Annotated in this window: 28 protein-coding genes and 1 pseudogene; 16 read left to right on the forward strand and 13 right to left on the reverse strand. The window is 31.1% G+C overall.

Going from position 1 to position 25,274, the window contains the following annotated elements; all coding sequences use genetic code 11:
• Positions 1–7: 7 nt before the first annotated feature.
• Genes fliG through AJ882_RS07535 form a run of 9 tightly spaced genes read right to left on the reverse strand, consistent with a single transcriptional unit; the run spans position 8 to position 9,074 of the window.
• Positions 8–1,036, reverse strand: coding sequence for a flagellar motor switch protein FliG (gene fliG, locus AJ882_RS07495; protein ID WP_002854670.1), 1,029 nt, complete (start codon positions 1,034–1,036; stop codon positions 8–10).
• Positions 1,036–2,718 carry a flagellar basal-body MS-ring/collar protein FliF gene (gene fliF / locus AJ882_RS07500; RefSeq protein WP_002857356.1) on the reverse strand — a complete coding sequence of 561 codons (1,683 nt, stop codon included), beginning with the start codon at positions 2,716–2,718 and terminating at the stop codon, positions 1,036–1,038. Before fliF ends, fliG begins: the two co-directional genes overlap by 1 nt.
• A gap of 51 nt (positions 2,719–2,769) precedes the next feature.
• A complete protein-coding gene (gene hisC / locus AJ882_RS07505; protein ID WP_002867750.1) occupies positions 2,770–3,864 on the reverse strand; it encodes a histidinol-phosphate transaminase in 1,095 nt (364 codons plus the stop codon).
• A complete protein-coding gene (gene pheA, locus AJ882_RS07510) occupies positions 3,854–4,927 on the reverse strand; it encodes a prephenate dehydratase (protein ID WP_002867749.1) in 1,074 nt (357 codons plus the stop codon). Before pheA ends, hisC begins: the two co-directional genes overlap by 11 nt.
• On the reverse strand, positions 4,915–5,682 hold the full coding sequence (locus AJ882_RS07515) for an HAD-IIA family hydrolase (protein ID WP_002867748.1): 768 nt from the start codon (positions 5,680–5,682) through the stop codon (positions 4,915–4,917). Before AJ882_RS07515 ends, pheA begins: the two co-directional genes overlap by 13 nt.
• 1 nt (position 5,683) lies before the next feature.
• The gene (lysA, locus tag AJ882_RS07520) at positions 5,684–6,892 is read right to left on the reverse strand and encodes a diaminopimelate decarboxylase (protein WP_002867747.1); all 1,209 of its coding nucleotides are present in this window, start codon (positions 6,890–6,892) and stop codon (positions 5,684–5,686) included.
• A 43-nt stretch (positions 6,893–6,935) separates the two neighbouring features.
• Positions 6,936–7,994 carry an LptF/LptG family permease gene (locus tag AJ882_RS07525; protein WP_070279718.1) on the reverse strand — a complete coding sequence of 353 codons (1,059 nt, stop codon included), beginning with the start codon at positions 7,992–7,994 and terminating at the stop codon, positions 6,936–6,938.
• Between the two features lies 1 nt (position 7,995).
• Positions 7,996–8,541, reverse strand: a complete 546-nt coding sequence (gene pth, locus AJ882_RS07530; RefSeq protein WP_002854409.1) for an aminoacyl-tRNA hydrolase — start codon at positions 8,539–8,541, stop codon at positions 7,996–7,998.
• Complete coding sequence (locus AJ882_RS07535; protein ID WP_002791314.1) at positions 8,538–9,074, reverse strand: 50S ribosomal protein L25/general stress protein Ctc; 537 nt, start codon at positions 9,072–9,074, stop codon at positions 8,538–8,540. Before AJ882_RS07535 ends, pth begins: the two co-directional genes overlap by 4 nt.
• 131 nt (positions 9,075–9,205) lie before the next feature.
• On the opposite strand from AJ882_RS07535, the gene AJ882_RS07540 reads away from it, so the two are divergent.
• Genes AJ882_RS07540 through AJ882_RS07550 form a run of 3 tightly spaced genes read left to right on the forward strand, consistent with a single transcriptional unit; the run spans position 9,206 to position 10,476 of the window.
• Entirely contained in the window at positions 9,206–9,544 is a 339-nt protein-coding gene (locus AJ882_RS07540; protein WP_002810730.1) for a DMT family transporter, read from the forward strand.
• A 2-nt stretch (positions 9,545–9,546) separates the two neighbouring features.
• Positions 9,547–9,861, forward strand: a complete 315-nt coding sequence (locus AJ882_RS07545) for a DMT family transporter (protein ID WP_011049655.1) — start codon at positions 9,547–9,549, stop codon at positions 9,859–9,861.
• Between the two features lie 9 nt (positions 9,862–9,870).
• On the forward strand, positions 9,871–10,476 hold the full coding sequence (locus AJ882_RS07550) for a dethiobiotin synthase (protein WP_002816248.1): 606 nt from the start codon (positions 9,871–9,873) through the stop codon (positions 10,474–10,476).
• Here the strand turns inward: AJ882_RS07550 and AJ882_RS07555 are convergent.
• Positions 10,463–11,746 (reverse strand): adenosylmethionine--8-amino-7-oxononanoate transaminase, encoded by a 1,284-nt coding sequence (locus AJ882_RS07555; RefSeq protein ID WP_002860315.1) that lies wholly within the window; start codon positions 11,744–11,746, stop codon positions 10,463–10,465. The genes AJ882_RS07550 and AJ882_RS07555 overlap by 14 nt on opposite strands.
• A gap of 66 nt (positions 11,747–11,812) precedes the next feature.
• Between AJ882_RS07555 and AJ882_RS07560 the strand changes: the two genes are divergently transcribed.
• Genes AJ882_RS07560 through AJ882_RS07590 form a run of 7 tightly spaced genes read left to right on the forward strand, consistent with a single transcriptional unit; the run spans position 11,813 to position 17,002 of the window.
• Complete coding sequence (locus AJ882_RS07560) at positions 11,813–12,955, forward strand: aminotransferase class I/II-fold pyridoxal phosphate-dependent enzyme (RefSeq protein WP_002854666.1); 1,143 nt, start codon at positions 11,813–11,815, stop codon at positions 12,953–12,955.
• Entirely contained in the window at positions 12,952–13,563 is a 612-nt protein-coding gene (locus AJ882_RS07565) for a pimeloyl-ACP methyl esterase BioG family protein (RefSeq protein ID WP_002912436.1), read from the forward strand. The genes AJ882_RS07560 and AJ882_RS07565 overlap by 4 nt, the downstream gene beginning before the upstream one ends.
• Positions 13,560–14,246: a malonyl-ACP O-methyltransferase BioC gene (gene bioC, locus AJ882_RS07570; RefSeq protein WP_002912438.1), complete on the forward strand. Its 687-nt coding sequence runs from the start codon at positions 13,560–13,562 to the stop codon at positions 14,244–14,246. The genes AJ882_RS07565 and bioC overlap by 4 nt, the downstream gene beginning before the upstream one ends.
• A 53-nt stretch (positions 14,247–14,299) precedes the next feature.
• The gene (gene modA, locus AJ882_RS07575) at positions 14,300–15,049 is read left to right on the forward strand and encodes a molybdate ABC transporter substrate-binding protein (RefSeq protein WP_002867743.1); all 750 of its coding nucleotides are present in this window, start codon (positions 14,300–14,302) and stop codon (positions 15,047–15,049) included.
• Positions 15,046–15,447 (forward strand): molybdopterin-binding protein, encoded by a 402-nt coding sequence (locus AJ882_RS07580; protein ID WP_002787993.1) that lies wholly within the window; start codon positions 15,046–15,048, stop codon positions 15,445–15,447. Before modA ends, AJ882_RS07580 begins: the two co-directional genes overlap by 4 nt.
• Positions 15,440–16,108: a molybdate ABC transporter permease subunit gene (modB, locus tag AJ882_RS07585; RefSeq protein WP_002787995.1), complete on the forward strand. Its 669-nt coding sequence runs from the start codon at positions 15,440–15,442 to the stop codon at positions 16,106–16,108. The genes AJ882_RS07580 and modB overlap by 8 nt, the downstream gene beginning before the upstream one ends.
• A 9-nt stretch (positions 16,109–16,117) precedes the next feature.
• A complete protein-coding gene (locus tag AJ882_RS07590; RefSeq protein ID WP_002867742.1) occupies positions 16,118–17,002 on the forward strand; it encodes a sulfate/molybdate ABC transporter ATP-binding protein in 885 nt (294 codons plus the stop codon).
• Positions 17,003–17,086: 84 nt separating this feature from the next.
• On the opposite strand, the pseudogene blaOXA reads toward AJ882_RS07590, so the two are convergent.
• Positions 17,087–17,861, reverse strand: a pseudogene (blaOXA, locus tag AJ882_RS07595) (OXA-61 family class D beta-lactamase).
• 216 nt (positions 17,862–18,077) lie between these two features.
• On the opposite strand from blaOXA, the gene panB reads away from it, so the two are divergent.
• From panB to panD, 3 genes are read left to right on the forward strand one after another with little or no spacing between them, the layout of a single operon-like run.
• Entirely contained in the window at positions 18,078–18,902 is an 825-nt protein-coding gene (panB, locus tag AJ882_RS07600) for a 3-methyl-2-oxobutanoate hydroxymethyltransferase (RefSeq protein WP_002854572.1), read from the forward strand.
• A gap of 10 nt (positions 18,903–18,912) precedes the next feature.
• Positions 18,913–19,761 carry a pantoate--beta-alanine ligase gene (gene panC, locus AJ882_RS07605; protein WP_002912443.1) on the forward strand — a complete coding sequence of 283 codons (849 nt, stop codon included), beginning with the start codon at positions 18,913–18,915 and terminating at the stop codon, positions 19,759–19,761.
• On the forward strand, positions 19,758–20,138 hold the full coding sequence (gene panD / locus AJ882_RS07610; protein WP_002854245.1) for an aspartate 1-decarboxylase: 381 nt from the start codon (positions 19,758–19,760) through the stop codon (positions 20,136–20,138). The genes panC and panD overlap by 4 nt, the downstream gene beginning before the upstream one ends.
• 74 nt (positions 20,139–20,212) lie before the next feature.
• Here panD and AJ882_RS07615 read toward each other — a convergent pair whose 3' ends face one another.
• On the reverse strand, positions 20,213–20,866 hold the full coding sequence (locus tag AJ882_RS07615) for a ThiF family adenylyltransferase (RefSeq protein ID WP_074482889.1): 654 nt from the start codon (positions 20,864–20,866) through the stop codon (positions 20,213–20,215).
• Positions 20,856–21,632: a 5'/3'-nucleotidase SurE gene (gene surE / locus AJ882_RS07620; RefSeq protein WP_002854555.1), complete on the reverse strand. Its 777-nt coding sequence runs from the start codon at positions 21,630–21,632 to the stop codon at positions 20,856–20,858. The genes AJ882_RS07615 and surE overlap by 11 nt, the downstream gene beginning before the upstream one ends.
• A 254-nt stretch (positions 21,633–21,886) precedes the next feature.
• Between surE and AJ882_RS07625 the strand changes: the two genes are divergently transcribed.
• The 3 genes from AJ882_RS07625 to lpxB all read left to right on the forward strand — a co-directional run bounded on the left by AJ882_RS07625 (position 21,887) and on the right by lpxB (position 25,266).
• The gene (locus AJ882_RS07625) at positions 21,887–23,059 is read left to right on the forward strand and encodes an MFS transporter (RefSeq protein WP_002867739.1); all 1,173 of its coding nucleotides are present in this window, start codon (positions 21,887–21,889) and stop codon (positions 23,057–23,059) included.
• Positions 23,060–23,322: 263 nt separating this feature from the next.
• Entirely contained in the window at positions 23,323–24,075 is a 753-nt protein-coding gene (gene peb3 / locus AJ882_RS07630) for an AcfC family glycoprotein adhesin PEB3 (RefSeq protein WP_002854295.1), read from the forward strand.
• A gap of 96 nt (positions 24,076–24,171) precedes the next feature.
• Positions 24,172–25,266: a lipid-A-disaccharide synthase gene (lpxB, locus tag AJ882_RS07635; RefSeq protein WP_002867737.1), complete on the forward strand. Its 1,095-nt coding sequence runs from the start codon at positions 24,172–24,174 to the stop codon at positions 25,264–25,266.
• Positions 25,267–25,274 lie beyond the last annotated feature (8 nt).

Consider the following 25,274-nt stretch of genomic DNA (forward strand, 5'->3'; position numbering starts at 1 on the left):
CTCTCACCTACTCTATCATTTCATCCGCATCGCCTGTTTGAACAAGACCTTGTTCTGCAAGTTTTTGCACCACTTCAACAACCTTTCTTTGTGCATCTTCAACATCTTTAACACGCACAGCACCCAAAAAACCCATTTCTTCAAGAAAAGCTTCGCTTGCACGCGTAGACATATTGGCTAAGAATTTTTGCTTTAACTCTTCACTTGCACCTTTTAAACCTATCATTAAATCACGCTTATCGGCTACTTTTAAAATTTCTCTTATAGCTTGAGTGCTAAGTTTTTGTATATCATCGAAAGTAAACATAAGCTCTTTAATAGTCTCTGCTAAGCGTTCATCACTTTGTTCAATATAAGTAATGGTTGATTTGCTTGCTTTTTGACCCAAACGATTAAGCACTTCTGCTACCGCTCTTGGGCCGCCCACTTCAACCTTATAAGAGGTAAGACTTTCAAGCTTGCTTTCTAACACTGCAGAAACTCTTTTAATAATACTTGGAGAAATATCGCCAAGATTTGCCATTCTTATAACCACCTCAGCCCTTAATTCATCACTAAAATACTCTAAAGTTTCTGCCGCATGAATAGAATCCATGTGTGCCAAAATAAGAGCGATGGTTTGTGGGTGCTCTTTGGTAATAAAGTCTGCAAGTTGCTGTGGTTTAATTTGCGCCAAATAAGCAAAATTTTGATTATTCTCCATACTTTTAGTGAGTTTTTCAAGAATTTTATTTGCAATCTCTGGCCCAAAAGTACGAAAAAGTATTTCTTTAGCATATTCCAAACCACCACTTTTAATATATTGATTTGATTGAAGCAGAGTGTAAAATTCTTCTAAAACCGCAGTAGCTACGGATCTATCAACATTTTTAGCCATAGCAATATAACGTGAAATTTCTGTAATTACATCAATTTCCATATGTGAAAACACAGAAGTTGTTGCATCTTCGCCAAGTTGTATAAGAAATATCGCTACCTTCTCAGGCATCGATAAATCATCATAGACCATTTTTTGTTCTTCACTTAGCTTTATCATCACATATCCTTTTCGCCAAATTCACTATCATTTTGAATTAAGTTTTGTAAAAGTGCTGCAATTTCCTCGCCTTTATCACTTACTAAACCACGCAATTTTTCAAGTAAAACCTCATATTGAATAGAATCTTCATTAAAATTATCCCCAAAACCAAGTTGTTCTTCAACTTTTTTCCTTGCTGCATTAAATTTCTCCAAAGCATCTTCAGCATCATCTAAAACAGCATTTGGACCTTGCTGCATTTCTTCTTGCGCTGCGACATCTTCAAGCATTTTTTGAGTAAATGGAGCAATGACTTTTTTGTAAAAAATAAAAAGTAAAATCGCTGCAATAAAATACTTAACTGGTGGAATAAATGGCTCAACAAAACGATTGTAAAAAGTTTTAACTTTACTCTCAACTCTAATCGACTCACGATGAAATGGTAAATTTTGCACTACAACACTATCACCTCTAGTAGCGCTAAAATTAATAGTATTTTTAACTATACTCTCAACACTTGCAAGCTCTTCTTTAGTCAATGGAACATATTCGCTTTTCACATCCCCATTTTCATCAACCACATCTTGATATTTTCCATCTATAGTGACAGCTGCTGAAGTGCGTAAAACTGTTGCAAATTGTTTTTTTGTATTTGTGATAGTTTTAGAAAGTTCATTGTTTGTAGTAACTTGATTTTTTTTATAAGTGTCAATTTGACCTTTATTGTCAAGTCCTTCAACAGGACCTATATTAGAAACAGCACCTGGAACACCCTGAATTTCTGGATCTTTTCTACCTGTTCTTTCCTCGTTTAAAGTTTGCTCACTACGCACTATAGGATTTGGATCATAAATTTCACTTTGAGATTCTTGCTTGGAAAAATCAAAATCTATATTTACACTCACTTTTACTTTATCCATGCCACCTGCAAAAGGAGCTAAATTTTCTATAATCTTATCTTCTAAAGCTTTTTCTTGATCACTTTTAAATTTAATTTGCGCACGAACCAAGTCATCTTCATATGCTTCTTGCTCATCTAAAGGCACACCACTTTGATCACTAATCTTAACATTTTCTTTAGTAAGTTTTGGAACTGCCGCTGAAACAATATTTTTTATACCATCAATTTGTTTTCTAGTAAGCTTTAAGCCTTCGCGAACATTAACAACAACTGAAGCTGTAGGCGGAATTTGCCTTTCGGTAAAAACACTATCTTTAGGAAATGCTATATGTACAACAGCACTACGAATAGGTTCTAAAGTCTCAATAGTTCTTGCAAGTTCACCTTCTATGGCTCTTTGGTATTTTACCTTTTGCTCTTCATTTGTAGCTCCAAAAGCTTGAGTATCAAAAGCTTCAAAACCCACGCGACTATCTTTTATAAGACCTTCGCTTGCAATAAACATTCTTTGACGATAAACCTGATCTTGTGGAACTAAAATTTTATTTTCACTTTCTAATTTATAGGGAATATTATTTTGTTCAAGTTTAGCTACAATTGCAGCAGAAGAACTTGGGCTTACATTTTCAACTAAAACTGCATATCCATTATTTGCATTACTACCACTTCCACGAAATAAAGCTAAAAAAACCAAAAACCCAACCACTACTACAATAGATGCAGCAATCACTATACGCTGCTTGCGAGTTAAATTTTGATAAAGTTGCCCAATTTGATGAAGCATATTTTTAAAATCCATTAATTCTCATCCCTTAGTTTAGCGAATTTTACATATTTTTATTTGATTTATCTATCTTAAAATCTTATCAAATTCTGTAAAAAATTTTTCATTTTCATAAGATGTTCCTATAGTAATGCGTATAGCATTTAAACCATAGCTTTTTAAATTTCTTATTATTATACCCTTTTTAAGCAATTTTTCAGACAAATCTGTACTATTTTTTTCATTAAAAAAATAAGTGATGAAATTTGTATAACTATCAATGATTTTGATATTATGTTTTTTAGCAAATTCTTTATAAAGCTCCATTTGAGAAAAATTATTCTCTAAAGTTTTTTTAGCAAATTCATCATCATTTATTGCTGCAACTGCTGCTTTTAAAGCAAGATTGCTCACATTAAAAGGAGCACGAAGCTTGTAAAATGCACTAATAATATTAGCATTAGCTATACCATAACCAATGCGTAAGCCTCCTAATCCATAAAGTTTAGAAAAAGTTCCCAAATAAAGTACATTGTCAAATTCTTTAATCAATTCACAAGGTTCTAAATGTTTTTTGCTATCTTTAAAACTTGCAAATTCATTATAAGCTGCATCAATCACAACTAAACAATCCTCATCCACACCTTTAATAAACTTGGTCACTTCACTTGCATCCAAACACTCGCCTAAAGGATTATTTGGCAAGCATAAGAAAATGAGTTTAATTTCATCTTTGTGTGCTTCATAAAGCTTTTTAAACTCATTTAAATCATGAGTAATGCTTTGAGTTTTATAACACTTTGCACCGCATTGTTTGGCATAAATTTCATACATAGCAAAGGTAACTCCAGCTTGTAAAAAAGCATTTTTAGAATTTAACTTAGCATGTATAGCAAATTCAATCACTTGATCACTACCTGCACCGATGATGATATTTTCATTTTGAACTTTGTATTTTTGAGCCAATGTGCTTTTAAGTTCTATCATACTATCATCAGGGTAAAGATGAGCTTTGTTTGCATTTTGTCTTAAGCATTCTATGGCTTTTGGTGGCGTACCAAAAGGATTTTCATTACTTGCTAATTTTATCACTTCTTTAACGCCATATTCTTTGGCAATAACTTCTATATCTTTTCCGGGTTCATAATTGCTTAAATGATTTAAAAATTCATTAAATTTCATCTTTTTCTCCTGATAAATAAGATCCAAGCCAAACAATCTCTTGTATATCTTTTAAAGCTTTTTTTACATTTTCATCATCAATATGCCCTTCAAAATCTATGTAAAAACTGTGTAAAAATTCTTTTGATTTTACAGGACGAGATTCAAGCTTAGTAAGATTGATATTTTCTTTTTTAAACTGCTCTAATAAAAAGCTAAGCCCACCAGGTTTATGTGCTGTGTGTGCTAAAATAGAAGTTTTACAATTTGGCATTTTAGGATTTTTAATATCGCTTAAAATTAAAAATCTTGTTTTATTGGCTGCATTATCTTCTATTTTATCAAAAAGCACAGGCACATTATAAAGCTTAGCCGCTATTTTAGAGCAAATTGCTGCCGCATATTTATCTTGCGAAGCTAAATAAGCCGCATTAGCCGTAGATTTTGAAGGAACAAATTCTATAGCGCTAAGTTCATGACTTTCTAAAAATTTACGACATTGATTATAACCTTGCGGATGCGAATAAATGCGTTTGATTTCTTTTAAATTTTCATTAATTCCCACAAAAGAATGATGAATATCCATATAAATTTCACCAAAAATTTTAAGCTCATTATACTTACCTAGACAATCTAAAGTAATACCTACTGCACCTTCGGTATTATTTTCTATAGGCACAACACCGTATTTTGCTTCTTTGTTGCTTAACTCTTTAAAAACATCTTCGATATTAGCCAAGGCTATATAACGACTCATCGCACCAAAACGACTTCTTGCTGCTTGATGAGTATAAGTTCCCTCAGGCCCTAAATAAGCTATAGTTTGAGGCATTTCTAAATTTCTTGAAACTGCAAAAATTTCTTGATAAATTGCCTCTATGGCATTTTGATCTAAAAGTCCTAAATTTGCATTTTTTAAACGATTGATAATGGCTCTTTCACGCTCAGGACGATAAATAGCTCCCCCACTACTTTGTTTAAGCTCGCCTATACTTTTAACATAAGTCATTCTTTCATTTAAAAGTTCTAAAATTTTATCATCAACCGCATCGATTTTATTTCTAAATTCTTCTAAATTTGGCATTTTAGCTCCTTTAAAAACTCAAAAACACTAGGATAAACTCCATCAAGCAAATCCGTATCAAGCCCTTTTGTGTCGCTTATCTTTCCGCTTAAAACCAGCAAGGTTTTCATGCCAAGTTCTTTTGCCTTAAGCAAGTCTCCTCTAAAATCATCACTAATGATTTTAATATCTTCAAAATCGATTTTTGAATTTTGTTTTCTTATCAAATTTAAAGCTTCTTTATAAAAAGCAATGCTAGGCTTACCCACAACCTCGTATTCAAAATCAATAGCATTTTTAAGCATAGCCATAATGCTACCTACACCAGGATAAGGCCTACCATCTTTTTTATAAATGCTAGTTTCGTGCATAGCTATAAACCTAACTTCTCTTCTAGCCAATTCTATCATACTAGCAAAATCTACAAATTTAAAATCATCATAACTAGCTACAAGCACAGCACTAGGATTTACAAAATCGAGTTCAAAACCAAGATTTTCAAGACTTTTTACAAACTCATCTGCACCAAAAGCCGCAACTTTACAAGGTTTTAAAAGGTGTTTTAAAACGCTAAAAGGATCAATATAAGCATTTTCTTTTATAGCCAATCCTTTTTGCTGTAATTTTTCTAAAAAATCAAGTTTTTTTGTATTGTTAGTAATGATAACATAAGGAAGATTTTTTGCATTTAAAAAATCGATCAATTCTTTAGCGCCATGGATTAAACTCTTATCATGATCAGAAATTAAAGTCCCTTGAACATCTAAAAAAAACATTTTAAGCCTTTAAAAATTTCTCTTCTAAAGCGATTTGATTTTCAAAATTTTCTCTTTGACGGATCAATCTTACCTGTCCTTCTTCAAGGGCTAATTCGCAAACTTTATTACGAGTATTGTAGTTACTACTCATGCTAAAACCATAAGCTCCAGTATTTTTAATAACCATTATATCACCACTTTGAGTGCTAGGTAAAGACCTTGCTTTAGCAAAAAAGTCTCCACTCTCACAAATTCCACCTACAACATCACATAAACTCTCTTGGGCTTGAGTATAAGGTAAGATTATTTCATGATAAGCCTCGTATAAACTTGGGCGTATAAGATCATTCATCGCTCCATCTACTACAACAAAACGCTTGGTTTTATTTTGTTTTTCATAAAGTACTGAACAAACAAATTCTCCACTTTTAGCAACTAAATACCTTCCAGGCTCCATTCCTATGGTTAAATCAAGCCCATGAAGTTGTGCTAATATACCTTGTGCATAATTATAAAGATCAGGTTCGCACTCATCTTTTTCATAAGCCACACCCAAGCCACCGCCTATATCAAAAAATTTAAGATCAATTTGCAAGGCTTTTAACTCTCTTGCAAGTTTTGCAACAATGGCTGCTGCTTCATGAATAGGAGAAATATCTAAAAGTTGCGAACCTATATGAAAATGCACTCCAACGGGCTCTAAAAAAGATGAATTTTTTGCATAAAGATACATTTTTCTTGCTATGTCAATTTCAACACCAAATTTATTTTCATTTAATCCTGTAGAAATATAAGGATGAGTTTTTGCATCAACATTTGGATTAACACGAATACTGATTCTTGCCTTTAGATTAAGTTCTTTAGCCACACTTTCTAAAAGCATCATTTCAGCTTCGCTTTCAAGGTTAATATATAAAATATCATATTCTAAAGCTTGTCTTAACTCTTCTTTGGTTTTTCCTACTCCACTAAAAATAATCTTATAAGCTTTTGCTCCTGCTTTTAAGGCACGCTTTACCTCGCCTATACTTACACAATCAAATCCACTATCTAAATTTGCAAGCATTTGCAACAAACTTAAATTTGAATTGGCTTTTACAGCGTAAAAAATTTGAGATTTTCTTGCCTTAAAAGCCTCTTTGAGATTTAAAAAACGCTCTTTTATGAAATCAAAATTGTAAATATAAAAAGGAGTATTAAATTCTTGCTTTAATTGTTTATAATCCATATTTAACCTTTAATTTTTATAATTTTACTACACAAAGCTTAATTTATCGATGCTTATAATACATATAAGCACTTAAACAACCCAAAATTATAATAGGCACTACAATGCCAATTTCACTTGCAATCACACTATTTTCGCTTAATCTAGTAAGCAAAAACAAGACTCCCCAAATCATCAAAGTCACTACAAAAGCTATAAAAGTTACAAAAGCAAGATTAAAAAATCTTGCTATTACAGGAAAAAAATAATACATAATAAGCATTAAAAATGGTGCAAAAAAAGGAGTAAAAACAAATTTATAAAGATTGATTTTAAGAGCATCTGTATTGACATTTTGCGCCTTAAAAAGCTCAAAACTTTCAAGTGCGTCAGATATTGAATAATCACTATTACTAGCAACCCCTTCTATAATCTTTGGTTTAAAACCCTCAAGTGATTTAAGCTCGGAGAAATCTTGTATCTTTAAACCATCATTAGCAAGTTCATAATTTTTAGGTAATAATGTAATATTACCATCTCGCAAAATCCAACTTTCACCTTCAAAATAGGCGTTTTTAGCACTTACAAAAGAGCTTAAATTTAAATCATTGATATTAAAAATTTTTATATTTTGAGCACTATTTTGTCCATTGTTTATCTTTGAAATATAAACAAAATTATTGTTAAATTTCAAAAACACTTCTCCACTTTGATTCATAATAGTACCATTTTTTAAAATATTTCTCTTATAATCATTTGCATAAGCAAAAGAAGTAAAATTCAATCCTATATAAATACAACAAAAAAATAAAGCCCATAAAAAAGGAAATAAAATAACATAATTTCTGCTCAGTCCTAATGCATAAAGACTTACAAATTCATTTACTCTGATCATAGAAATCAAAGAAACTACCAAAGCAAAAATCAAAGAAATGGGTAATACATAAGGCACTGCCGAGAAAGATAAAAACATAACATAAAGCAAATCAAGATTTGCGGCTTTTGGTAGATCTTTAAAATTTAAGAGCAAATCAATACCGCAATAAAAACCAAGCAAAGAAAAAAATATAATAAAAAAATTTTTTAAATAAATCCCTGAAATAAAACGAAAAAATATCCACATCTTAAGCCTTTAGGCTGTATTTAGATGATATAGCAGACAAATCATCATTTTCAATAAGCTCAAGCAAAGCTTTTTTTGTATGCTCTAAAACTTTGCTTAAGGTTATTTCTTCTTCGGGTTTAAATTTACCTAAAACATGGGAAATCACATTTTCACCCTTTCCCACTCCTATACGCACTCTTTCATAATCATTTCCACATAAAGTATCTATGCTTTTAAGCCCATTATGTCCACCACTTGAACCGCCTTTTTTAAAACGCAAGGCTCCTAAATTTATATCTATATCATCATGGATAACTATCATTCTTTCGCATTTATAAAAATCATTCACTGCTTTTACACTAAGTCCTGAATTATTCATATAAGTACTAGGTTTAAGAAGAAGTAAAGAAGAACCTATTTTAAAAAGTTCTCCTTTAAATTTAGAGTTTGTAAGATTTGTAAAATTGCTTTCTTTTAAAAGCAAGTCAATTAGCATAAAACCGACATTATGGCGGGTATTTTCATACTCTACGCCTATATTGCCAAGCCCTACGACTAAAATCATCTAGCTTTTTCTACACCTACAACCGCTACTCTATCAGCATCAATCATAGTTACTCCCGCAGGAACTACAATATCACGAACAAGTAAAGCATCACCCACATCAAGTTTACTTACATCAAGTTCGAAAAAATTTGGTAAATTTTCAGCTGCACATTTTACTTTTAATCTTCTTTTTGATTGGATTAAAACACCTTTATTTTTAAGACCTATAGCTGTTCCTGTGATTTTAACTGGAACCATGTATTTAGAAATCACACCTTTTTGTGCAACTTTTAAATCCACATGTTTAAGTTCTGCAGTTACAGGATCTTTTTGATAATCCACAACTACAACGCTTAAAGTTTGAGAACCTACTTTTACATCAAAAATTAAAGTAGTTTTTTTACGAACTTCCTTAATAAACTCATTTACTTTAAAAGCGGCATTGATGTTTTCTAATCCTTTTCCATAGATGTTTGCGATTAGATAACCATCTCTTTTTAAAGCTTTAGCAGCTTTTCTACCGATACTCTCTCTAACGATACCTTCTAACATCTTTTGTCCTTTCTTAAAAAATGAGCTTTGATTATATCTAATTTTGGCTTATGGAAAAGTAAATTTATAGCTTCTTTTAATTTCTTTAAGATATAATTTGTTTTATAAATTATGTTAATTTAAGGCTTCATGTGAATGAAAAATTCAATATCAATATAGCTTGGTTTTTAATAATCTTAGGCGGGATTATAGAATGTTTTTGGGTAAGTGGACTTAAGTATTCTACAGAAATTTGGCACTATATTTTAACAGCCATTGGGGTTTGTATTTCTTTTACTTGTTTTTTAAAAGCTTGTGAAAGACTTGAAGTAAGCATTACTTATAGTGTTTTTGTAGGCATTGGCACTATAGGAGTGGTTTTAAATGAAATGTTTATTTTTAATGAGGCTGTTTCTATAATTAAACTTGTGCTTATAGCGATTTTACTTTTAAGCATTATAGCCCTTAAATGGGTAAGCAAGGAAGCTTAGTTATGGAATGGTTTTATTTGTTTTTAGCTACTGCTTGTGAAATTTTTGGTGTGGTGATCATGAAAGAACTTGTAAACACTAAAAACAAGCTTTACTTTTTAGCTTTGATAGTGTGTTTTGGATTTTCTTTTACTTTTTTAAGCTTAAGTATGCAAAATATCGCTATGAGCGTTGCTTATGCTATATGGACAGGAGCTGGAACCGCTGGTGGGGTAATGATAGGAGTGCTTTTTTATAAAGAAAGTAAAAGTTTTTTAAAACTTTTTTTAATCACTGTGATTATTGCTTGTACAGTAGGTTTAAAATTTCTTTCTTAAGGATTTTTTGTGCAAATTTATGTGAGTGGAATACATACTGATGTAGGAAAAACACATTTTAGTGCAGCTTTTTGTGCGAATTTTAACTATGATTATTTTAAACTCATTCAAGCAGGAACTCCAACAGATAGCGAGTTTATTGCAAAATTTAGCCCAAAAACAAAGATTTTTAAAGAAGGTATTTTTTTGCAAACTCCAGCTTCTCCTCATCTTGGAAAAATCAAAGAAAAGCTTGATTATAAAGCCTTAGATATCATTTTACCAAAAAGCAAAAACCTACTTATTGAGCTTGCGGGTGGGCTTTTTTCTCCTATGGATGAAAATTACACTATGATTGATTTTGTGAATATTTTCAAACACCCTACGATTTTGGTAGCAAAATACTATCTTGGAAGCATTAATCATATCTTGCTTAGCATTGAAGCTTTAAAGCAAAGAAATATCAACCTTTTAGCCCTTGTAATGATGGGTAAAAAAGATATCTTACAAGATGATTTTATAAAAAATTATGCAAAAATTCCTATAATCAATCTTGATTTTTTTGATGAAAATAGCATTTTAAATAAAGATTTTAAAGAGCAAATGCAAGAAATTTTACAACTTAAAATTCCTTAAAAATCTGCTCTAAACTCTCTAGTACATAAACGATTTGTTCTTTTGTGATGATGTAAGGAGGCATAAAATAAATCGTATTTGCTAAAGGTCTTAAAAGCAAACCTTTTTCTAAGGCTTTTTGAAATACAAAAAGTCCTACGCGTTTATACTTGGTGCTTAAAATATCAAAAGCACTGATCATCCCGCAAGTTCTAAAATTACCCAAAAAGTCAAATTTTTCAAGTCTTGAAAATTCTTTTTTGATAAACTCGCTTAAAATTTGATTTTTTACTAAAATATTTTCATCCTCAAAGATATCTAAAACCGCATTTGCTGCCGCGCAAGCTAAGGTATTTCCCGTATAGCTATGAGAATGTAAAAAAGCCTTTTGGCTTTCATAAGTATCATAAAAAGCATTATAAATTTCATCTCTTGTAAGCACTACAGAAAGTGGCATAAATCCACCCGTTATCCCTTTTGAAAGGCAGATAAAATCGGGGCTTTGTTTGCATTGATGTAAGGCAAACAAAGTTCCTGTGCGTCCAAAGCCCACTGCAATTTCATCAAAAATCACTTGCACTCCAAATTTATGGCAAAGCTTTATGGCCTCATCAATGAACCCTGCTTCATACATATGCATATTTCCCGCACATTGCACCAAAGGTTCAAGTATAAAAGCGCAAATTTCACTTGCATTTTTTTCTAAAATATCTTTTAAAATTTCAAGCTCTTGAGTGTAGTCTTTGCCTTGTGGCACAGGCGTGCTTAAACACTCTAAAAGTAAAGGCTTATAAGTATCTTTATAAAGTGCTACATCTCCTACACTTAAGGCTCCTAAGGTTTCACCATGATAAGAATTACTTAAAGATAAAAATTTACTTTTTTTCACTCCCTTATTTAAATGATAATGAAAGCTCATCTTAAGTGCTACTTCAATGGCACTTGAACCATTATCTGCGTAAAAACATTTGTTAAAATTCCTGCCTACTTTTTCGCAAAGTCTTGCAGAAAGCTTGATGATGGGCTCATGTGTAAAACCTGCTAAAATCACATGCTCTAGCTCATCAACTTGTTTTTTAATGGCATTTGCGATTTTTTCATTACAATGCCCAAAAAGATTTACCCACCACGAGCTCACACAGTCCATATAAGCCTTATCATCAAAATCATAAAGCCACACTCCTTTAGCTCTTTTTATAGGAATGAGTGGCAAATTTTCATGATCTTTCATTTGCGTACAAGGGTGCCAAATATGCTCTAAATCGAGTTTTTTTAAAATTTCATTTTGCATTATAACTTCTTTTTTAAATATATTTTGGCAAAATAATACTTTAAATTTCTGAATTTTAGGAAAAAAATGAGCCTTGAAAATATCTTAGAAGCCCTTGAAAAAAATCACAATCTTAGAAAACTTACAAGCCTCAAACATGAAGGAAATTTTGTTTTTAAAGAGGGTAAAAAGCTTTTAAATTTAGCGGGGAATGATTATTTAAATTTAAGCTCTTGCAAATCTTTAAAAGATGAATTTTTAGATAATGTCAAAGAACAAGACTTATTTTTTTCAAGCTCAAGTTCAAGGAGCTTGAGTGGAAATTTTACAATTTATGAGGAATTAGAAAGCTTTTTAAAATCCAAATTTAAAGAAAAAGAAATCTTACATTTTAACAGCGGTTATCATCTTAATATCTCTTGTATAGCTGCACTTGTGAGCATTCCAAATACACTTTTTTTAGTAGATAAATTCATCCATGCAAGTATGATTGATGGACTAAAACTTGGCGGAGCAAAATTTTTTCGCTTTCATCATAACGATATGAATCATTTAGAAAATTTAATTCAAAAACATTATGATCATTATGAAAATATCATCATTTTAAGCGAAGCATTATTTAGCATGGATGGTGATTTTTCTGATTTTAATACACTCATCGCCTTTAAAGAAAAATACCCTAAAATCAAACTTTATATCGATGAAGCGCACAGCGTGGGTTGCTTTGATGAGGAGGGCTTGGGACTTGTTAAAGCTTTAAATTTGGAAGAAAAGGTTGATTTTATAGTTTTTACCTTTGGCAAGGCTCTTGCTTCTATGGGTGCTTGCATGATTTGTAATAATCTTTATAAAAGCTTTTTTATCAACAAAGCTAGAGCTTTTATTTATTCTACAGCGCTGCCTCCTATCAATATAGCTTGGACAAAATTTATTTTTGAAAAAATGAGCGAGCTAAAAGAAAAAAGAGAAAAATTACAAATCATAGGCAACTTTTTTAAAAATCAACTCATAGAAAAAAATCATCAAATTTTAGGCGATGCTTACATCATCTCCTTGGTTTTGGGAGAAAATCAAAAGACTATAGAATTAGCAAAAAAACTTGAAACAAATGGCATTTTTGCACCCGCTATAAAAGAACCTACGGTGCCTAAAAATACAGCTAGAATTCGTTTTTCTTTGCATGCAGGACTTAGTAAAGAAGATTTAAAGAAAGTGATAGAACTTTTATGAAAATAAGCAATTTAATTCAAAATGAAAACTCACAAGAACTTATCTTAGTATTTGGCGGTTTTGCTTCACATCCTAGCCATTTTGCACATTTAAAAAGCGATAAAAATGTAGTTTTGGTTTATGATTATGAAAATTTAGACTTTAAATTTGATTTAAAGTCTTTTTCTAAAATCACTCTCATAGCTTTTTCTATGGGAGTTTGCGTAGCAAGTAGAGTTTTAAAAGATATAGAGTTTTCGCAAAAAATAGCTATCAATGGCACTCCTTTTGGCATAGATAAATTAAAAGGAATTCATCCTGCAATTTTTGCTAAGCAAATTAAAAAATTTGATCTCACGGCTTTTAAAAAATCTTTATTTAAAGAGCGCAAAAATGAAGCAAAAAACTTTATTTTTAAAGATGAAAAAGATTTAAAAACCGAGCTTGAAAAACTTTTCGAATTTACCTCAAAAGAGTGTAATGAAAACTTTATTTGGGACAAAATTTACTCAAGCAATAATGATGAAATTTTTCCTCAAAATGCTTTAAAAAACACTTTTTCAAAGCTTATTTTCCTAAATGAGCCACATTTTGCTTTTTTTCATTTTAAAACTTGGGATGAAATTTGAATTTTTTAAAAGCAAAAGATTATCAAAAACACGCAAAAGTGCAAGATTTAATGGGTTTAAAACTTTGTGAAATTTTAAAAAATTTAGAAATTTCGCATTTTAAAAAAATGTTTGAATTTGGTTGTGGTAGGGGCGAATTTAGCGACAAACTTTCAAAAATTATCACTTTTGATGAATATCTAAAAAATGATATTTTGGATTATCCTGACAATCTTAATGTGGAAATTTTTGATATGAATACCCTAGCTACACAGATTTTAAGCAAGCAAAAATTTGATCTTATCACTTCTAATGCGAGTTTGCAATGGCTTGATTTAAAGCAGGTTTTGCCCACACTAGCAAATATGTTAAATGAAAAAGGAATTTTACTTCTTTCTACTTTTGGAAAAATGAATTTAAAAGAGATCAAACAAAGCACAGGCTTGGGTTTAAAATATTTTAGCACAAAAGAACTTGAACAAATTTTTAAACCCTATTTTTCTGATATTAAAATCACTGAAGAAATTGTAAATTTGGAATTTCAAAACGCTTTAGAGGTTTTTAAGCATTTGAAATTAAGCGGGGTAAATTCTTTGGGATTTTATCGCTTAAACAAGCAATTCTTAAAAGAATTTGAAGAAAAATTCCAAAATAAACTCACTTATCATCCTATTTTTATTTTATGCAAAAAAGATACAAAATAAAATTTCTTATGTTATAATACAAAAAATCAAGATTATCTACAAAGGAAAGTGCAGTGAAAAAGCTTGTGTTAATTTTTATAGTGTTGTTTTTATCTTTAAATTTAAATGCACAAAATTTAAGTGTTTTCGTAGCTTCTTCAGCTTCAAAAGCTATGGAAGAAGTCAAAAATGAATTTTTAAAATCACACCCTAATGACAATATAGATCTTGTTTTTGGTGCTTCGGGAAAGTATTATCAACTTTTGAAACAAGGGAGAGAATTTGATCTATTTTTTTCAGCCGATACAAAATACGCGCAAGCAATTTATGAGGATCAAAACGCTTTAGATAAACCAAAAGTTTATGTTTTAGGTATCTTAGCCTTATATAGCTTAGATGAAAGCTTACTTGAAGGTGGGATAGAAAAGCTAAAAGATAAAGCAAATAAAATTCATCACCTAAGCCTTGCAAATCCAAAAGTTGCTCCTTATGGAGTAGCTGCTAAAGAAGCACTTGAAAATTTAAAATTAGACAAACTCTTTGAAGATAAAATTGTTTTAGGTGAAAATATCTCCGTGCCCGTTTTACATGTCGATAGCAATAATGCGGATTTGGGTATTGTGGCTTATTCTTTAGTATCTTCTATCAATCATCCTAAGGGCAAAGCTATTTTAATCGATCAAAAATACTTCACCCCTTTAAAACAAAGCTATGTCATCACAAGATACGCTAAAGATAAAAAATTAGCCTTTGAATTTAGCGATTTTATCAGCTCACAAAAAGCAAAAGAAATCTTTAAAAAATACGGATTTGACACACCTTGAATATCTTAAATGGCAAGATTATAGAGCTTTTAAATGAGGGTGAGATTGTCATCGTTAAGATCAGTATTAAAGAGCATATTTTTAAAGTTTTAATGCTTGATCTTCATTCTTTGCAAGATCTTAAAATAGGTACAAAAATTCAAGTGCTTTTTAAAGAACACGAACTTGGCTTTGCCTTGCCTCATTCTATTTTAAGTGTGGAAAATTCATTTCTAGCAAGGATTAAAAGTATTAAAAAGGGCAAAATTCTATATCATATCTTTTTTGATTTTGAGGGTGATGAAATTTCTAGCATTATCGCTAAAGAAAAAGCCTTAGAGCTTAAGCTCGAAGAAGGACAAGAATGGCTTTGCTTTGTCAAGGAAAACGATATCATTTTAAAGGCTATTTATGGATAATGATTTTTTACAAACCCTTTATCTTACCTTTAAACTTGCATTTATCACTACCTTTATACTCTTTTTCATCGGAGTATTTTTAGCCTATCTTTTAAGCTTTGTGAAATTTCCTTTTAAAAGCTTGGTGCAAACCTTTGTAGCTTTGCCCTTGGTTTTGCCTCCAAGTGTTTTGGGATTTTATTTACTCATAAGCTTTTCACAAAACAGCTTTTTAGGACAATTTTTAAAAGAATATTTTAACCTTTCTTTGGTTTTTAGCTTTGAAGGTTTAATATTTGCTTCTTTGATTTTTTCTCTGCCCTTTATGGTAAATCCTTTACAAAGTGCTTTTTCATCAATCAATCAAAACCTACTTGATGCTTCTTATGCTCTAGGAAAGGGTAAAATTTATACACTTTTTAGAGTGATTTTACCCAATTCTAAAGTAGGGATTTTTAGTGCTTGCGCGATGAGTTTTGCACACACCATTGGTGAATTTGGAGTGGTGATGATGATAGGTGGACACAAAAAAGGTGAAACTTTGGTCGCAAGTATTGCTATTTATGATGAGCTTGAAGTTTTAAACTATACCTTAGCACATCAATACGCTTTTACTTTATTTGCGATTTCTTTTGCCATACTCTTAAGTCTTTATTTTGTGAACAAAAAAATCGCTCTATAGGCCAATTTTATGATAAAAATCGATATAAAACTTCCCATTAACACAGCAAAAGGCAAGAAGCAACTAGAATTAAACACTTGCCTAAAAGCAAATGAAATCACTGCTATTTTTGGAGAAAGCGGTGCGGGAAAAACGACTCTACTTAAAATCATTGCAGGACTTATAAAACCTGAATTTGGGCGCATAGAAGTAGGAGATGAGCTTTGGCTTGATACCCAAAAAAATATCAATTTAGCCATACAAAAAAGAAAAATCGGCTTTGTTTTTCAAGATTATGCTCTTTTTCCAAATATGAGCGTAAAAGAAAACATTTCTTACGCTGCGACTTCAAAACAAAAAGTAGAAGAGCTTTTAAGCTTAATGAATTTAGAAAATTTAGCCAAAATTTATCCCAAAAATTTAAGCGGTGGACAAGCACAAAGAGTGGCTTTAGCAAGGGCTTTAGCGAGAGAACCGCAAATTTTACTTTTAGATGAGCCTTTGAGTGCATTAGACTTTAAAATGCGATCTTTTTTGCAAGATGAGCTTGTGAAAATTTTACAACATTTTAAAATCACTACTTTATTGGTAAGTCACGATTTGGCTGAAATTTACAAATTAAGTCATAGAATTTTAGAGCTTAGTGATGGAAAAATCATCAAAGATGCAAGAACAAATGAATTTTTTACCTCATCAAATTTAAGTGCGAAACTGCGTTTAAGTGCAACTTTGCTTGAGATTAAAAAAAGTGATATTTTGATGATTTTTACCCTACTTTTAAATCAAGATATCGTTAAAATCACACTTAGCGAAGAAGAATTTTTAAGAACTTATAAAAATGTAAAAATCGGCGATACGCTTTTACTATCCATAAAAGCCTTTAACCCTATCATCGTAGGAAAACTTGATAAATAAGAGCAAAAATTTAATTTTTTAATGAGTACTTTAAGTGTACGCAAATCATACAATTAAGTATTTTTGCATTTTACGAAATACTCACTAGCCATCATTTTTAACTTTTTTTTACAAGTTCATCTAAATATTTTTCTAAAATTTTTTCTCTTTTATATAAATCTTCAAATTTATCAATATCTAAATTTAGCGCGAAAGCCTTATATTTATTTTCATCTTTTAAATACACAAAACCTACAATCCAAGCAATTTTTTGCTCATCATTAAAACCTGTTTTTCCAAAAAGCTCTAAATTTTCCATATTTTTTAAATAAATCATTTCCTTAACACTATTCATTGCTTCTTGAGAAAAAGGTAAGCTATTTTGTGAAAGTCTAAAAAGCAAAATTGCTTGTTCTTTAGCGCTTATTTTTAGTGAGTTGTCAAGCCAAAAAGTATCGATCTTGGAAATTTTAGCATTACCATAATGAAGCTTGTTTAAATATTCTTGCATAGTTTTGATACCAATTCTTCTTGTCACTTCTTTAAAAGCAAGAACATTAGAATATTTTATAGCTGAACTTAAATTCATATCTTGCGCCCAAGAAGATAAAAATACTTTTTCACCTCTATAGTGATAAAAAATTTCTTTTTTAGTTTTTATCACACCACTATCAAGTGCAATTAGAGCATTAAAAATTTTAAAAGTGGAAGCGGGAGAGAAAGTCTCCATAGCCCTTGAAAAGTCGTTACTCGCCCAAGTTTTTCCATCATAAAAAACAAAAGTGCCGCTTGCATTATACTCTTTAAACCAATTATTTAATATCTTATCTTGCCCAAACACTAAATTTAAGAAAAGTAAAAATAAAGTTATTTTTTTCATAAAATATCTTTCTATTTAAATAATTTTAAACAAAATACTTTTTAAAGCTTTATTTTCTTTAAATATCCTTTAACATGAACTGAAATTTTCTAAAATTGCAACCATTAAAGCAATCCATCGATTAAATATAACTTACTTTATCATTCATTTACTATTTATGAAAAATTATATGCTAGTTTTTTGCTTATTATTTTATAGCTAAACGAGGTATTTTAAATGAGAAAAAGTATTCTTAGTTTTTTGGAAAAAAAAGGTAAAAATGAAAAAATAACCATGGTAAGTGCCTATGACTACCATAGTGCAAAAATTCTAGATAATTGCGATATAGATATCATATTGGTTGGAGATTCATTAGCTATGACAGTGCTTGGCATGCAAGATACTTTAAGTGTGACCATGGATGAAATGTTGATCTTTACCAAAGCTGTTTCTCGCGGAGCTAAAAAGTCTTTCGTACTTGCGGATATGCCTTTCATGTCTTATCAAAGCTCGGATCGTGACGCTATCTTAAATGCCTCAAGATTTATCAAAGAAAGCCATGCAAATGGGGTAAAAGTGGAAGGGGGTATAGAAATCGCAAGCAAGATTAAATTAATTTCCCAATCAGGAATACCCGTCGTTGCTCACCTAGGACTAACCCCACAAGCTGTAAATATGCTAGGTGGATATAGAGTTCAAGGTAAAGATTTACAATCGGCTCAAAAAATCATAGATGATGCAAAAGCTGTGCAAGATGCGGGTGCTTGTATGTTGGTTTTAGAATGCGTACCTGTAAAATTAGCACAAAAAATAAGCTCTATTTTAGAAATTCCAACAATCGGCATAGGTTCAGGTAAATACTGCGATGGACAAGTTTTAGTTTATCATGATCTTTTAGGTTTAAATAAAGATTTTAAAGCAAAATTTGTAAAGCATTTTGATAAAATTGACCCTCAAGTAGGAGTTGAAAAATATAGAGATGAAGTTAAAAGCGGTATTTTTCCTTCCGAAGAGCACAGCTTTGATTATTTAGATGATGAATTATTAGATAAATTATACTAAGGATACAAATATGGAAGTCATTACTTCTATCAAAGAAGCAAAACAAACTGTAAAAAATTGGAAATCACATAACCTTAGCATAGGCTATGTTCCAACCATGGGCTTTTTACACGATGGGCATTTAAGTTTAGTCAAAAATGCCAAAACACAAGATAAAGTCATAGTAAGTATCTTTGTAAATCCTATGCAATTTGGCCCTAACGAAGATTTTTCTAGTTATCCAAGAGATTTAGAACGCGACATTAAAATGTGTCAAGATAATGGCGTTGATATGGTTTTTATCCCCGATGCAGCTCAAATGTATCTTAAGAATTTTAGCACCTATGTGGATATGAACACGATCACGGATAAGCTTTGTGGAGCTAAAAGACTGGGGCATTTTAGAGGCGTTTGCACAGTTTTGGCTAAATTTTTTAATATCCTAAACCCTGATATAGTCTATATGGGGCAAAAAGACGCGCAGCAATGCGTAGTCGTTAGACATATGGTTGATGATTTAAATTTTGATTTAAAAATTCAAATTTGTCCTATCATTAGAGAAGAAGATGGCTTAGCTAAAAGCTCTAGAAATGTATATCTTAGCGAAGAAGAAAGAAAAGCGTCACTAGCTATATCTCAAAGCATTTTTTTAGCTGAAAAATTAGTCCAAGAAGGAGAAAAAGATACTTCCAAAATTATCCAAGCTATGAAAGATATTTTAGAAAAAGAAAAATTAATCAAAATCGATTATATAGAATTAGTTGATTTTAACACTATGGAAAATATTAAAAATATCGCCGATAATGTTTTAGGAGCAGTGGCTGCTTTTGTTGGAAAAACAAGACTCATTGATAATTTTTTAGTACAAGGATTAAAATGAACATTACTTTACTCAAATCAAAAATACACCGTGCAAACGTAACAGAAGCTAGGCTTGATTATGTAGGAAGCATAAGCATAGATGAAAAATTATTGCAAGCGAGTGGAATTTTAGAATACGAAAAAGTTCAAGTAGTCAATGTCAATAATGGCGCTAGATTTGAAACCTACACCATCGCTACGCAAGAAGAAGGGGTTGTATGCTTAAATGGCGCTGCGGCTCGTCTTGCTGAAGTAGGAGATAAAGTGATCATTATGTCTTATGCTGATTTTAACGAAGAAGAAGCAAAAACATTTAAACCAAAAGTTGTCTTTGTAGATGAAAATAACACTGCTACAAAAATAACAAATTATGAAAAACACGGAGCTATTTTCTAATATCTAACTATTTTTGTAATTTTTTCTATCTTAGATAAATTCATTTATCTAAGATAAATATTTAAATTTCAATCTTATCTAGCAAGAACTTTTCTTAATGCTAAACTTGCTAAAGCTAAACCAAAAGATGCAGTCACACCCATGAAAGATCCAAGATCTTTACAATGCGCTTCCTCATCTGAAAAAACCACATCAAAATTTCCTTTAAAACCTGATTTTCTAAGCTCGTAACGAAATTTTTTTGCTAAAGCATCTCCGTGGGTTTTAAATATACTTGTAGTTTTTATACGCGTAGGATCAAGCTTTCTAGCCCCACCTGTAGAAGAGATAAAAATTTGACGCTTAAAATCGATCAAATTGGCAAGTGCTACTTTTGCAGGGATATCATCAATTGCATCGATGATTAAATCAAATTCACTTAAATCAAAATTTGCTAAAAATTCATTGTCTATTTTACTTACTATACCCTTAGCATTGTAAATTCTAGCAAAAACCTTAGCTTTTTCTTCGCCTAAATTTTCACTATGAATTTGGCGGTTTTGATTGGTGATTTCAAATTTATCCGCATCGATTAAAGTAAGATTTTGAAAACCGCTACGATAAAGCGCATCAACGCAAATTCCACCCACTCCACCAAGTCCGCAAACCAAAACTTTTGTTTGTGAAATTTTTTGAAATTTTTCTTCTCCAACTAGCCATTTTATACGTGTAAATCTATCATTCATCATTTGCCTTTAACCATTTTTTAACTTTTTTCATTCTTTCATAAGCTGTAAGATCCAGCATTATAGGCGTTATTGTAGCGTAGCCTTTTTTAAGTAAGGCAATATCGCTATTTTTCTCATCTTCAAAGTCTAAATTCGCCGCTGCAAGCCAATAGTACTCTACTCCTCTCGGATTGACATTTGAATGGGCTTCAAAATTATAAACCCTTTTGCCTGCTTTACAAATTTTAATGCCTTTGATTTTTGATTTTGCAGGAAAATTGATATTTAAAAATTCTTTTTTTTCCAAAGGAAAACCTTTATCAAAAATATTTTGAATGATTTTTTTAGTAATTTGTAAAGCATTTTTATAGTCTAGTTCTTTTTCGCTTTTTTTATAAAATTGAGAAAGAGCGATAGCAGGAATTCCTTGTAAAACCGCCTCCATAGCTCCTGCGCAAGTTCCTGAGTAGGTAATATCCTCGCCTACATTAGCACCTTTATTAATCCCACTTATTACAAGATCAGGTAAACGCTTTTTGTATAAAGCATGCAAAGCAAGATAAACACAATCTGCTGGAGTGCCATCATCAAGTTTGTAAAATCTTTTTCCCACTTTAACAAAACGCAAAGGTTTGGTTAGGGTTATAGAGTGCGAACAAGCTGATTTTTCACTAGCAGGAGCTACTATGGTGATCTTGGCTTTAAATTCTTTTGTTAACATCTTAATAAGTTTTTTAAGTCCTTCGCTTTCATAACCATCGTCATTAGTGATAAGAATTTCTTTCATTGTCTTCCTTGCAAAAGATAAAAATCTGGATTTTAACATATTTTTTTAAAGCTTCATAGTATAAAATTTTAATTTTTAAATTATATAAATTTCGTATTATTTTTAATTATTTTTTTATTTTATATCGATTAACATTATTTAAACTATAAAAATATAAAGTTAGTAAGGATGGTTTAAATATGTTTGATTTTTTCAAACCTAAGGCAAAAGCTATTAAATTTTCTCTTTAGGAAATTTTACCTAGATATTACAAAATGAGAAATTGGAGTTTAAGTGGGGTTTTTATAGGATATATGGGATATTATCTTGTGCGAAATAATATCACTCTTTCAACTCCATTTATACAAAATCAACTTAATCTCAGTAAATCAGACATCGGAACAATCACAGGCTCAATGCTTATAGCTTACGGGATTAGCAAGGGTGCAATGAGCGTTATAAGCGACAAAGCTGGTCCTAAAAAATACATGGCTTTAGGTCTTATTTTATGTGCTCTTGTAAATGTTTTACTTGGTTTTTCAAATTCTTTTTACGCTTATGTAGGTTTTGTTATCGCGCTTGGGGTTTTTCAAGGTATGGGGGTAGGTCCTTCTTTTATCACTCTTGCAAACTGGTATCCTAAAAAAGAGCGGGGAATTTACACGGCCGTTTGGAATATCTCACATAATATAGGAGGCGGGATAGTTGCTCCTATAGTTTCGCTTTCAGGTTTTGCTTTAGCAGCATTATTGGGTGTGAGTATGGCAAATTTTAACGAAACATATTGGCACATGAATCATTTTTATACTCCTGCTGCTTGTGCAGTTATCATTAGTCTTTATGCGCTTTATGCAGTTAAAGGAAATCCTAAAAATGAAGGTTTGGTTGATATTACTGAAATCAATGAAATGCGAGGGATTAAAACAGAAGAAATCAAAACTATAGAAACTCCAAATTTAAGCAGTTTTGAAATTTTTTATCATTATGTACTTAAAAACAAAAATGCTTGGTATGTCGCTTGGATGGATACTTTTGTTTATATGGTGCGTTTTGGGCTTATTTCTTGGCTTCCTATTTACTTGCTAGAAACAAAAGGCTTTAATAAAGAACAAATAGGTATTGCCTTTTGGCTTTTTGAATGGGCTGCTATACCTTCTACTTTACTTGCAGGATATATTTCAGATAAAATTTTTAAAGGCTATAGAATGCCTCCTGCTATAGGCGCCATGGTGATTATTTTCTTTATGATTATTGGATATTTTACTTCAAATAATCTTTATATGGTTATTTTCTTTGCAGCTATGGCGGGGTGTTTAGTCTATATACCACAATTTTTAGCAAGTATGCAAACTATGGAAGTCGTTCCTGCTTTTGCAGTAGGATCTTGTGTAGGACTTCATGGCTTTATGAGTTATGTAGTCGGCGCTTCGCTTGGAACAAAAGCATAGGTTGGGCTGTGGATTACTATGGTAGTTGGAATGCTGGTCTTATCATGCTCCTTAGTGCTTGTATTCTTTGTATACTTTGTTCTACTTTATGTCATTTTAGCACTAAAAAGAAGCATCAATAACAATTTTAACTTTTGCTTGCAAAAATACCAAGCAAAAGTTAGATTTTAATAATATTTTTGTTACATTATAACTATTTATTAACATATAATTTCTAAAATCTTACCTTCAATCAATAAAAATTTATCATAAAAGGAAATACTATGAAAAAAATTATTACTTTATTTGGTGCATGTGCCTTAGCTTTTAGTATGGCAAATGCAGATGTAAACCTTTACGGACCAGGTGGCCCACACACGGCCTTAAAAGATATAGCAAACAAATATAGCGAAAAAACAGGCGTTAAAGTAAATGTAAATTTTGGCCCTCAAGCGACTTGGTTTGAAAAGGCTAAAAAAGATGCAGATATTTTATTTGGCGCTTCAGATCAATCGGCTTTAGCTATAGCGAGTGATTTTGGAAAAGATTTTAATGTGAGTAAAATCAAGCCTTTATATTTTAGAGAAGCCATCATACTTACTCAAAAAGGCAATCCTTTAAAAATCAAAGGTTTAAAAGATTTGGCTAATAAAAAAGTAAGAATCGTTGTGCCTGAAGGTGCTGGAAAGAGCAATACTTCTGGAACTGGAGTTTGGGAAGATATGATAGGTAGAACTCAAGATATAAAAACCATACAAAATTTTAGAAACAATATCGTGGCCTTTGTTCCAAATAGTGGAAGTGCAAGAAAGCTTTTCGCACAAGATCAAGCCGATGCTTGGATCACTTGGATTGACTGGTCAAAAAGCAATCCTGATATAGGAACTGCCGTAGCTATAGAAAAAGATTTGGTTGTTTATAGAACTTTTAATGTGGTAGCTAAAGAAGGTGCGAGCAAAGAAACACAAGATTTTATTGCTTATTTAAGTTCTAAGGAAGCTAAAGAAATTTTTAAAAAATACGGCTGGAGAGAATAAATCTTCATACACGCTTTTTAGCGTGTATTCTTCCATAACTTCTTTTAATTAAGCCAAAATAAGATAAAATGTTTAAAATATTGATAAGGAAATTTTTTGAAAACCTTTTTAGTTTGTGCTTTAGAACCTTCAGCAAATTTGCATTTAAAAGAAGTTTTAAAAGCTTATAAAAAAGATTTTGGTGAATTTGAACTTCATGGGATTTATGATGAGAGTTTATGTAAGGAATTTGATTTAAATTCTAAACCACTTTATAGCTCACATGAATTTAGTGCTATGGGTTTTATAGAAGTTTTACCTTTGATTTTCAAAGCAAAAAAAGCGATCAAAGAATTAGTGAATCTAACTTTAAGCCAAACAATGGACGCAGTTTTATGTATCGATTCTCCCGCTTTTAATATCCCTTTTGCCAAGGCTTTAAAAAAAGCAGGCAGTAAAATTCCACGCATTTATTATATCTTGCCTCAAGTTTGGGCGTGGAAAAAAGGTCGCATACCTATCATAGAAAGTCATTTTGATATTTTAGCTTCTATTTTGCCCTTTGATAATCAATTTTTTAACAAAAGCACCTATATAGGCCATCCGCTTTTAGATGAGATAAAAGAATTTAAAAATCAAGAAGATATTAATCATACATTTTCAAAAAAAGATGATGAAAAAACTATAGCCTTTTTACCAGGTTCAAGGCGTAGTGAAATTAGGCGTTTAATGCCTATTTTTAAAGAACTTTCTCAAAAATTTAAGGGTGAAAAAATTCTTTGCGTTCCCTCATTTAATCTTGAAAAATTAGAAGTTTATGGTGATATTAGCGAATTTAAGATAGAAAGTAACACTCCAAAAGTGCTTAAAAAAGCTGATTTTGCCTTTATTTGTAGTGGAACAGCTACTTTAGAAGCAGCTTTAGTGGGAACTCCTTTTGTTCTTGCTTATAAGGCAAAGGCTATCGATATTTTTATCGCAAAACTTTTTGTAAAATTAAAACATATAGGACTTGCAAATATTTTTTGTGATTTCGCTGGAAAAGAAGCTTTAAATCCTGAATTTTTACAAGATAAAGTCAATGTTTTAAATTTATATGAAGCTTACAATAAATATGATTATAAGGCATTTTTTGCTAAAGTTGATTTTTTAAAAGAATATTTACAATTTGGAAGTGCTAAAAATTTAGCAAAAATCCTAAACGAAATATAAAAGGATAA

The sequence above is a fragment of the Campylobacter sp. BCW_6461 genome, assembly GCF_001762735.1.
GTDB lineage: Bacteria > Campylobacterota > Campylobacteria > Campylobacterales > Campylobacteraceae > Campylobacter_D > Campylobacter_D jejuni.

Bases quoted from the DNA above. Each gene is read 5' to 3' on its own strand.
- surE (WP_002854555.1), bottom strand. From the start codon at position 21,632: ATGAAAGAAATTCTTATCACTAATGACGATGGTTATGAAAGCGAAGGA.
- AJ882_RS07560 (WP_002854666.1), top strand. From the start codon at position 11,813: ATGAGCCTTGAAAATATCTTAGAAGCCCTTGAAAAAAATCACAATCTT.
- pheA (WP_002867749.1), bottom strand. From the start codon at position 4,927: ATGCCAAATTTAGAAGAATTTAGAAATAAAATCGATGCGGTTGATGAT.
- AJ882_RS07535 (WP_002791314.1), bottom strand. From the start codon at position 9,074: ATGTTAGAAGGTATCGTTAGAGAGAGTATCGGTAGAAAAGCTGCTAAA.
- fliG (WP_002854670.1), bottom strand. From the start codon at position 1,036: ATGATAAAGCTAAGTGAAGAACAAAAAATGGTCTATGATGATTTATCG.
- AJ882_RS07565 (WP_002912436.1), top strand. From the start codon at position 12,952: ATGAAAATAAGCAATTTAATTCAAAATGAAAACTCACAAGAACTTATC.
- panC (WP_002912443.1), top strand. From the start codon at position 18,913: ATGGAAGTCATTACTTCTATCAAAGAAGCAAAACAAACTGTAAAAAAT.
- AJ882_RS07545 (WP_011049655.1), top strand. From the start codon at position 9,547: ATGGAATGGTTTTATTTGTTTTTAGCTACTGCTTGTGAAATTTTTGGT.
- panB (WP_002854572.1), top strand. From the start codon at position 18,078: ATGAGAAAAAGTATTCTTAGTTTTTTGGAAAAAAAAGGTAAAAATGAA.
- AJ882_RS07625 (WP_002867739.1), top strand. From the start codon at position 21,887: ATGAGAAATTGGAGTTTAAGTGGGGTTTTTATAGGATATATGGGATAT.
- AJ882_RS07590 (WP_002867742.1), top strand. From the start codon at position 16,118: ATGATAAAAATCGATATAAAACTTCCCATTAACACAGCAAAAGGCAAG.
- AJ882_RS07515 (WP_002867748.1), bottom strand. From the start codon at position 5,682: ATGTTTTTTTTAGATGTTCAAGGGACTTTAATTTCTGATCATGATAAG.
- hisC (WP_002867750.1), bottom strand. From the start codon at position 3,864: ATGAAATTTAATGAATTTTTAAATCATTTAAGCAATTATGAACCCGGA.
- panD (WP_002854245.1), top strand. From the start codon at position 19,758: ATGAACATTACTTTACTCAAATCAAAAATACACCGTGCAAACGTAACA.
- AJ882_RS07525 (WP_070279718.1), bottom strand. From the start codon at position 7,994: ATGTGGATATTTTTTCGTTTTATTTCAGGGATTTATTTAAAAAATTTT.
- AJ882_RS07615 (WP_074482889.1), bottom strand. From the start codon at position 20,866: ATGATGAATGATAGATTTACACGTATAAAATGGCTAGTTGGAGAAGAA.
- peb3 (WP_002854295.1), top strand. From the start codon at position 23,323: ATGAAAAAAATTATTACTTTATTTGGTGCATGTGCCTTAGCTTTTAGT.
- pth (WP_002854409.1), bottom strand. From the start codon at position 8,541: ATGATTTTAGTCGTAGGGCTTGGCAATATAGGCGTAGAGTATGAAAAT.
- modB (WP_002787995.1), top strand. From the start codon at position 15,440: ATGGATAATGATTTTTTACAAACCCTTTATCTTACCTTTAAACTTGCA.
- fliF (WP_002857356.1), bottom strand. From the start codon at position 2,718: ATGGATTTTAAAAATATGCTTCATCAAATTGGGCAACTTTATCAAAAT.
- lysA (WP_002867747.1), bottom strand. From the start codon at position 6,892: ATGGATTATAAACAATTAAAGCAAGAATTTAATACTCCTTTTTATATT.
- AJ882_RS07555 (WP_002860315.1), bottom strand. From the start codon at position 11,746: ATGCAAAATGAAATTTTAAAAAAACTCGATTTAGAGCATATTTGGCAC.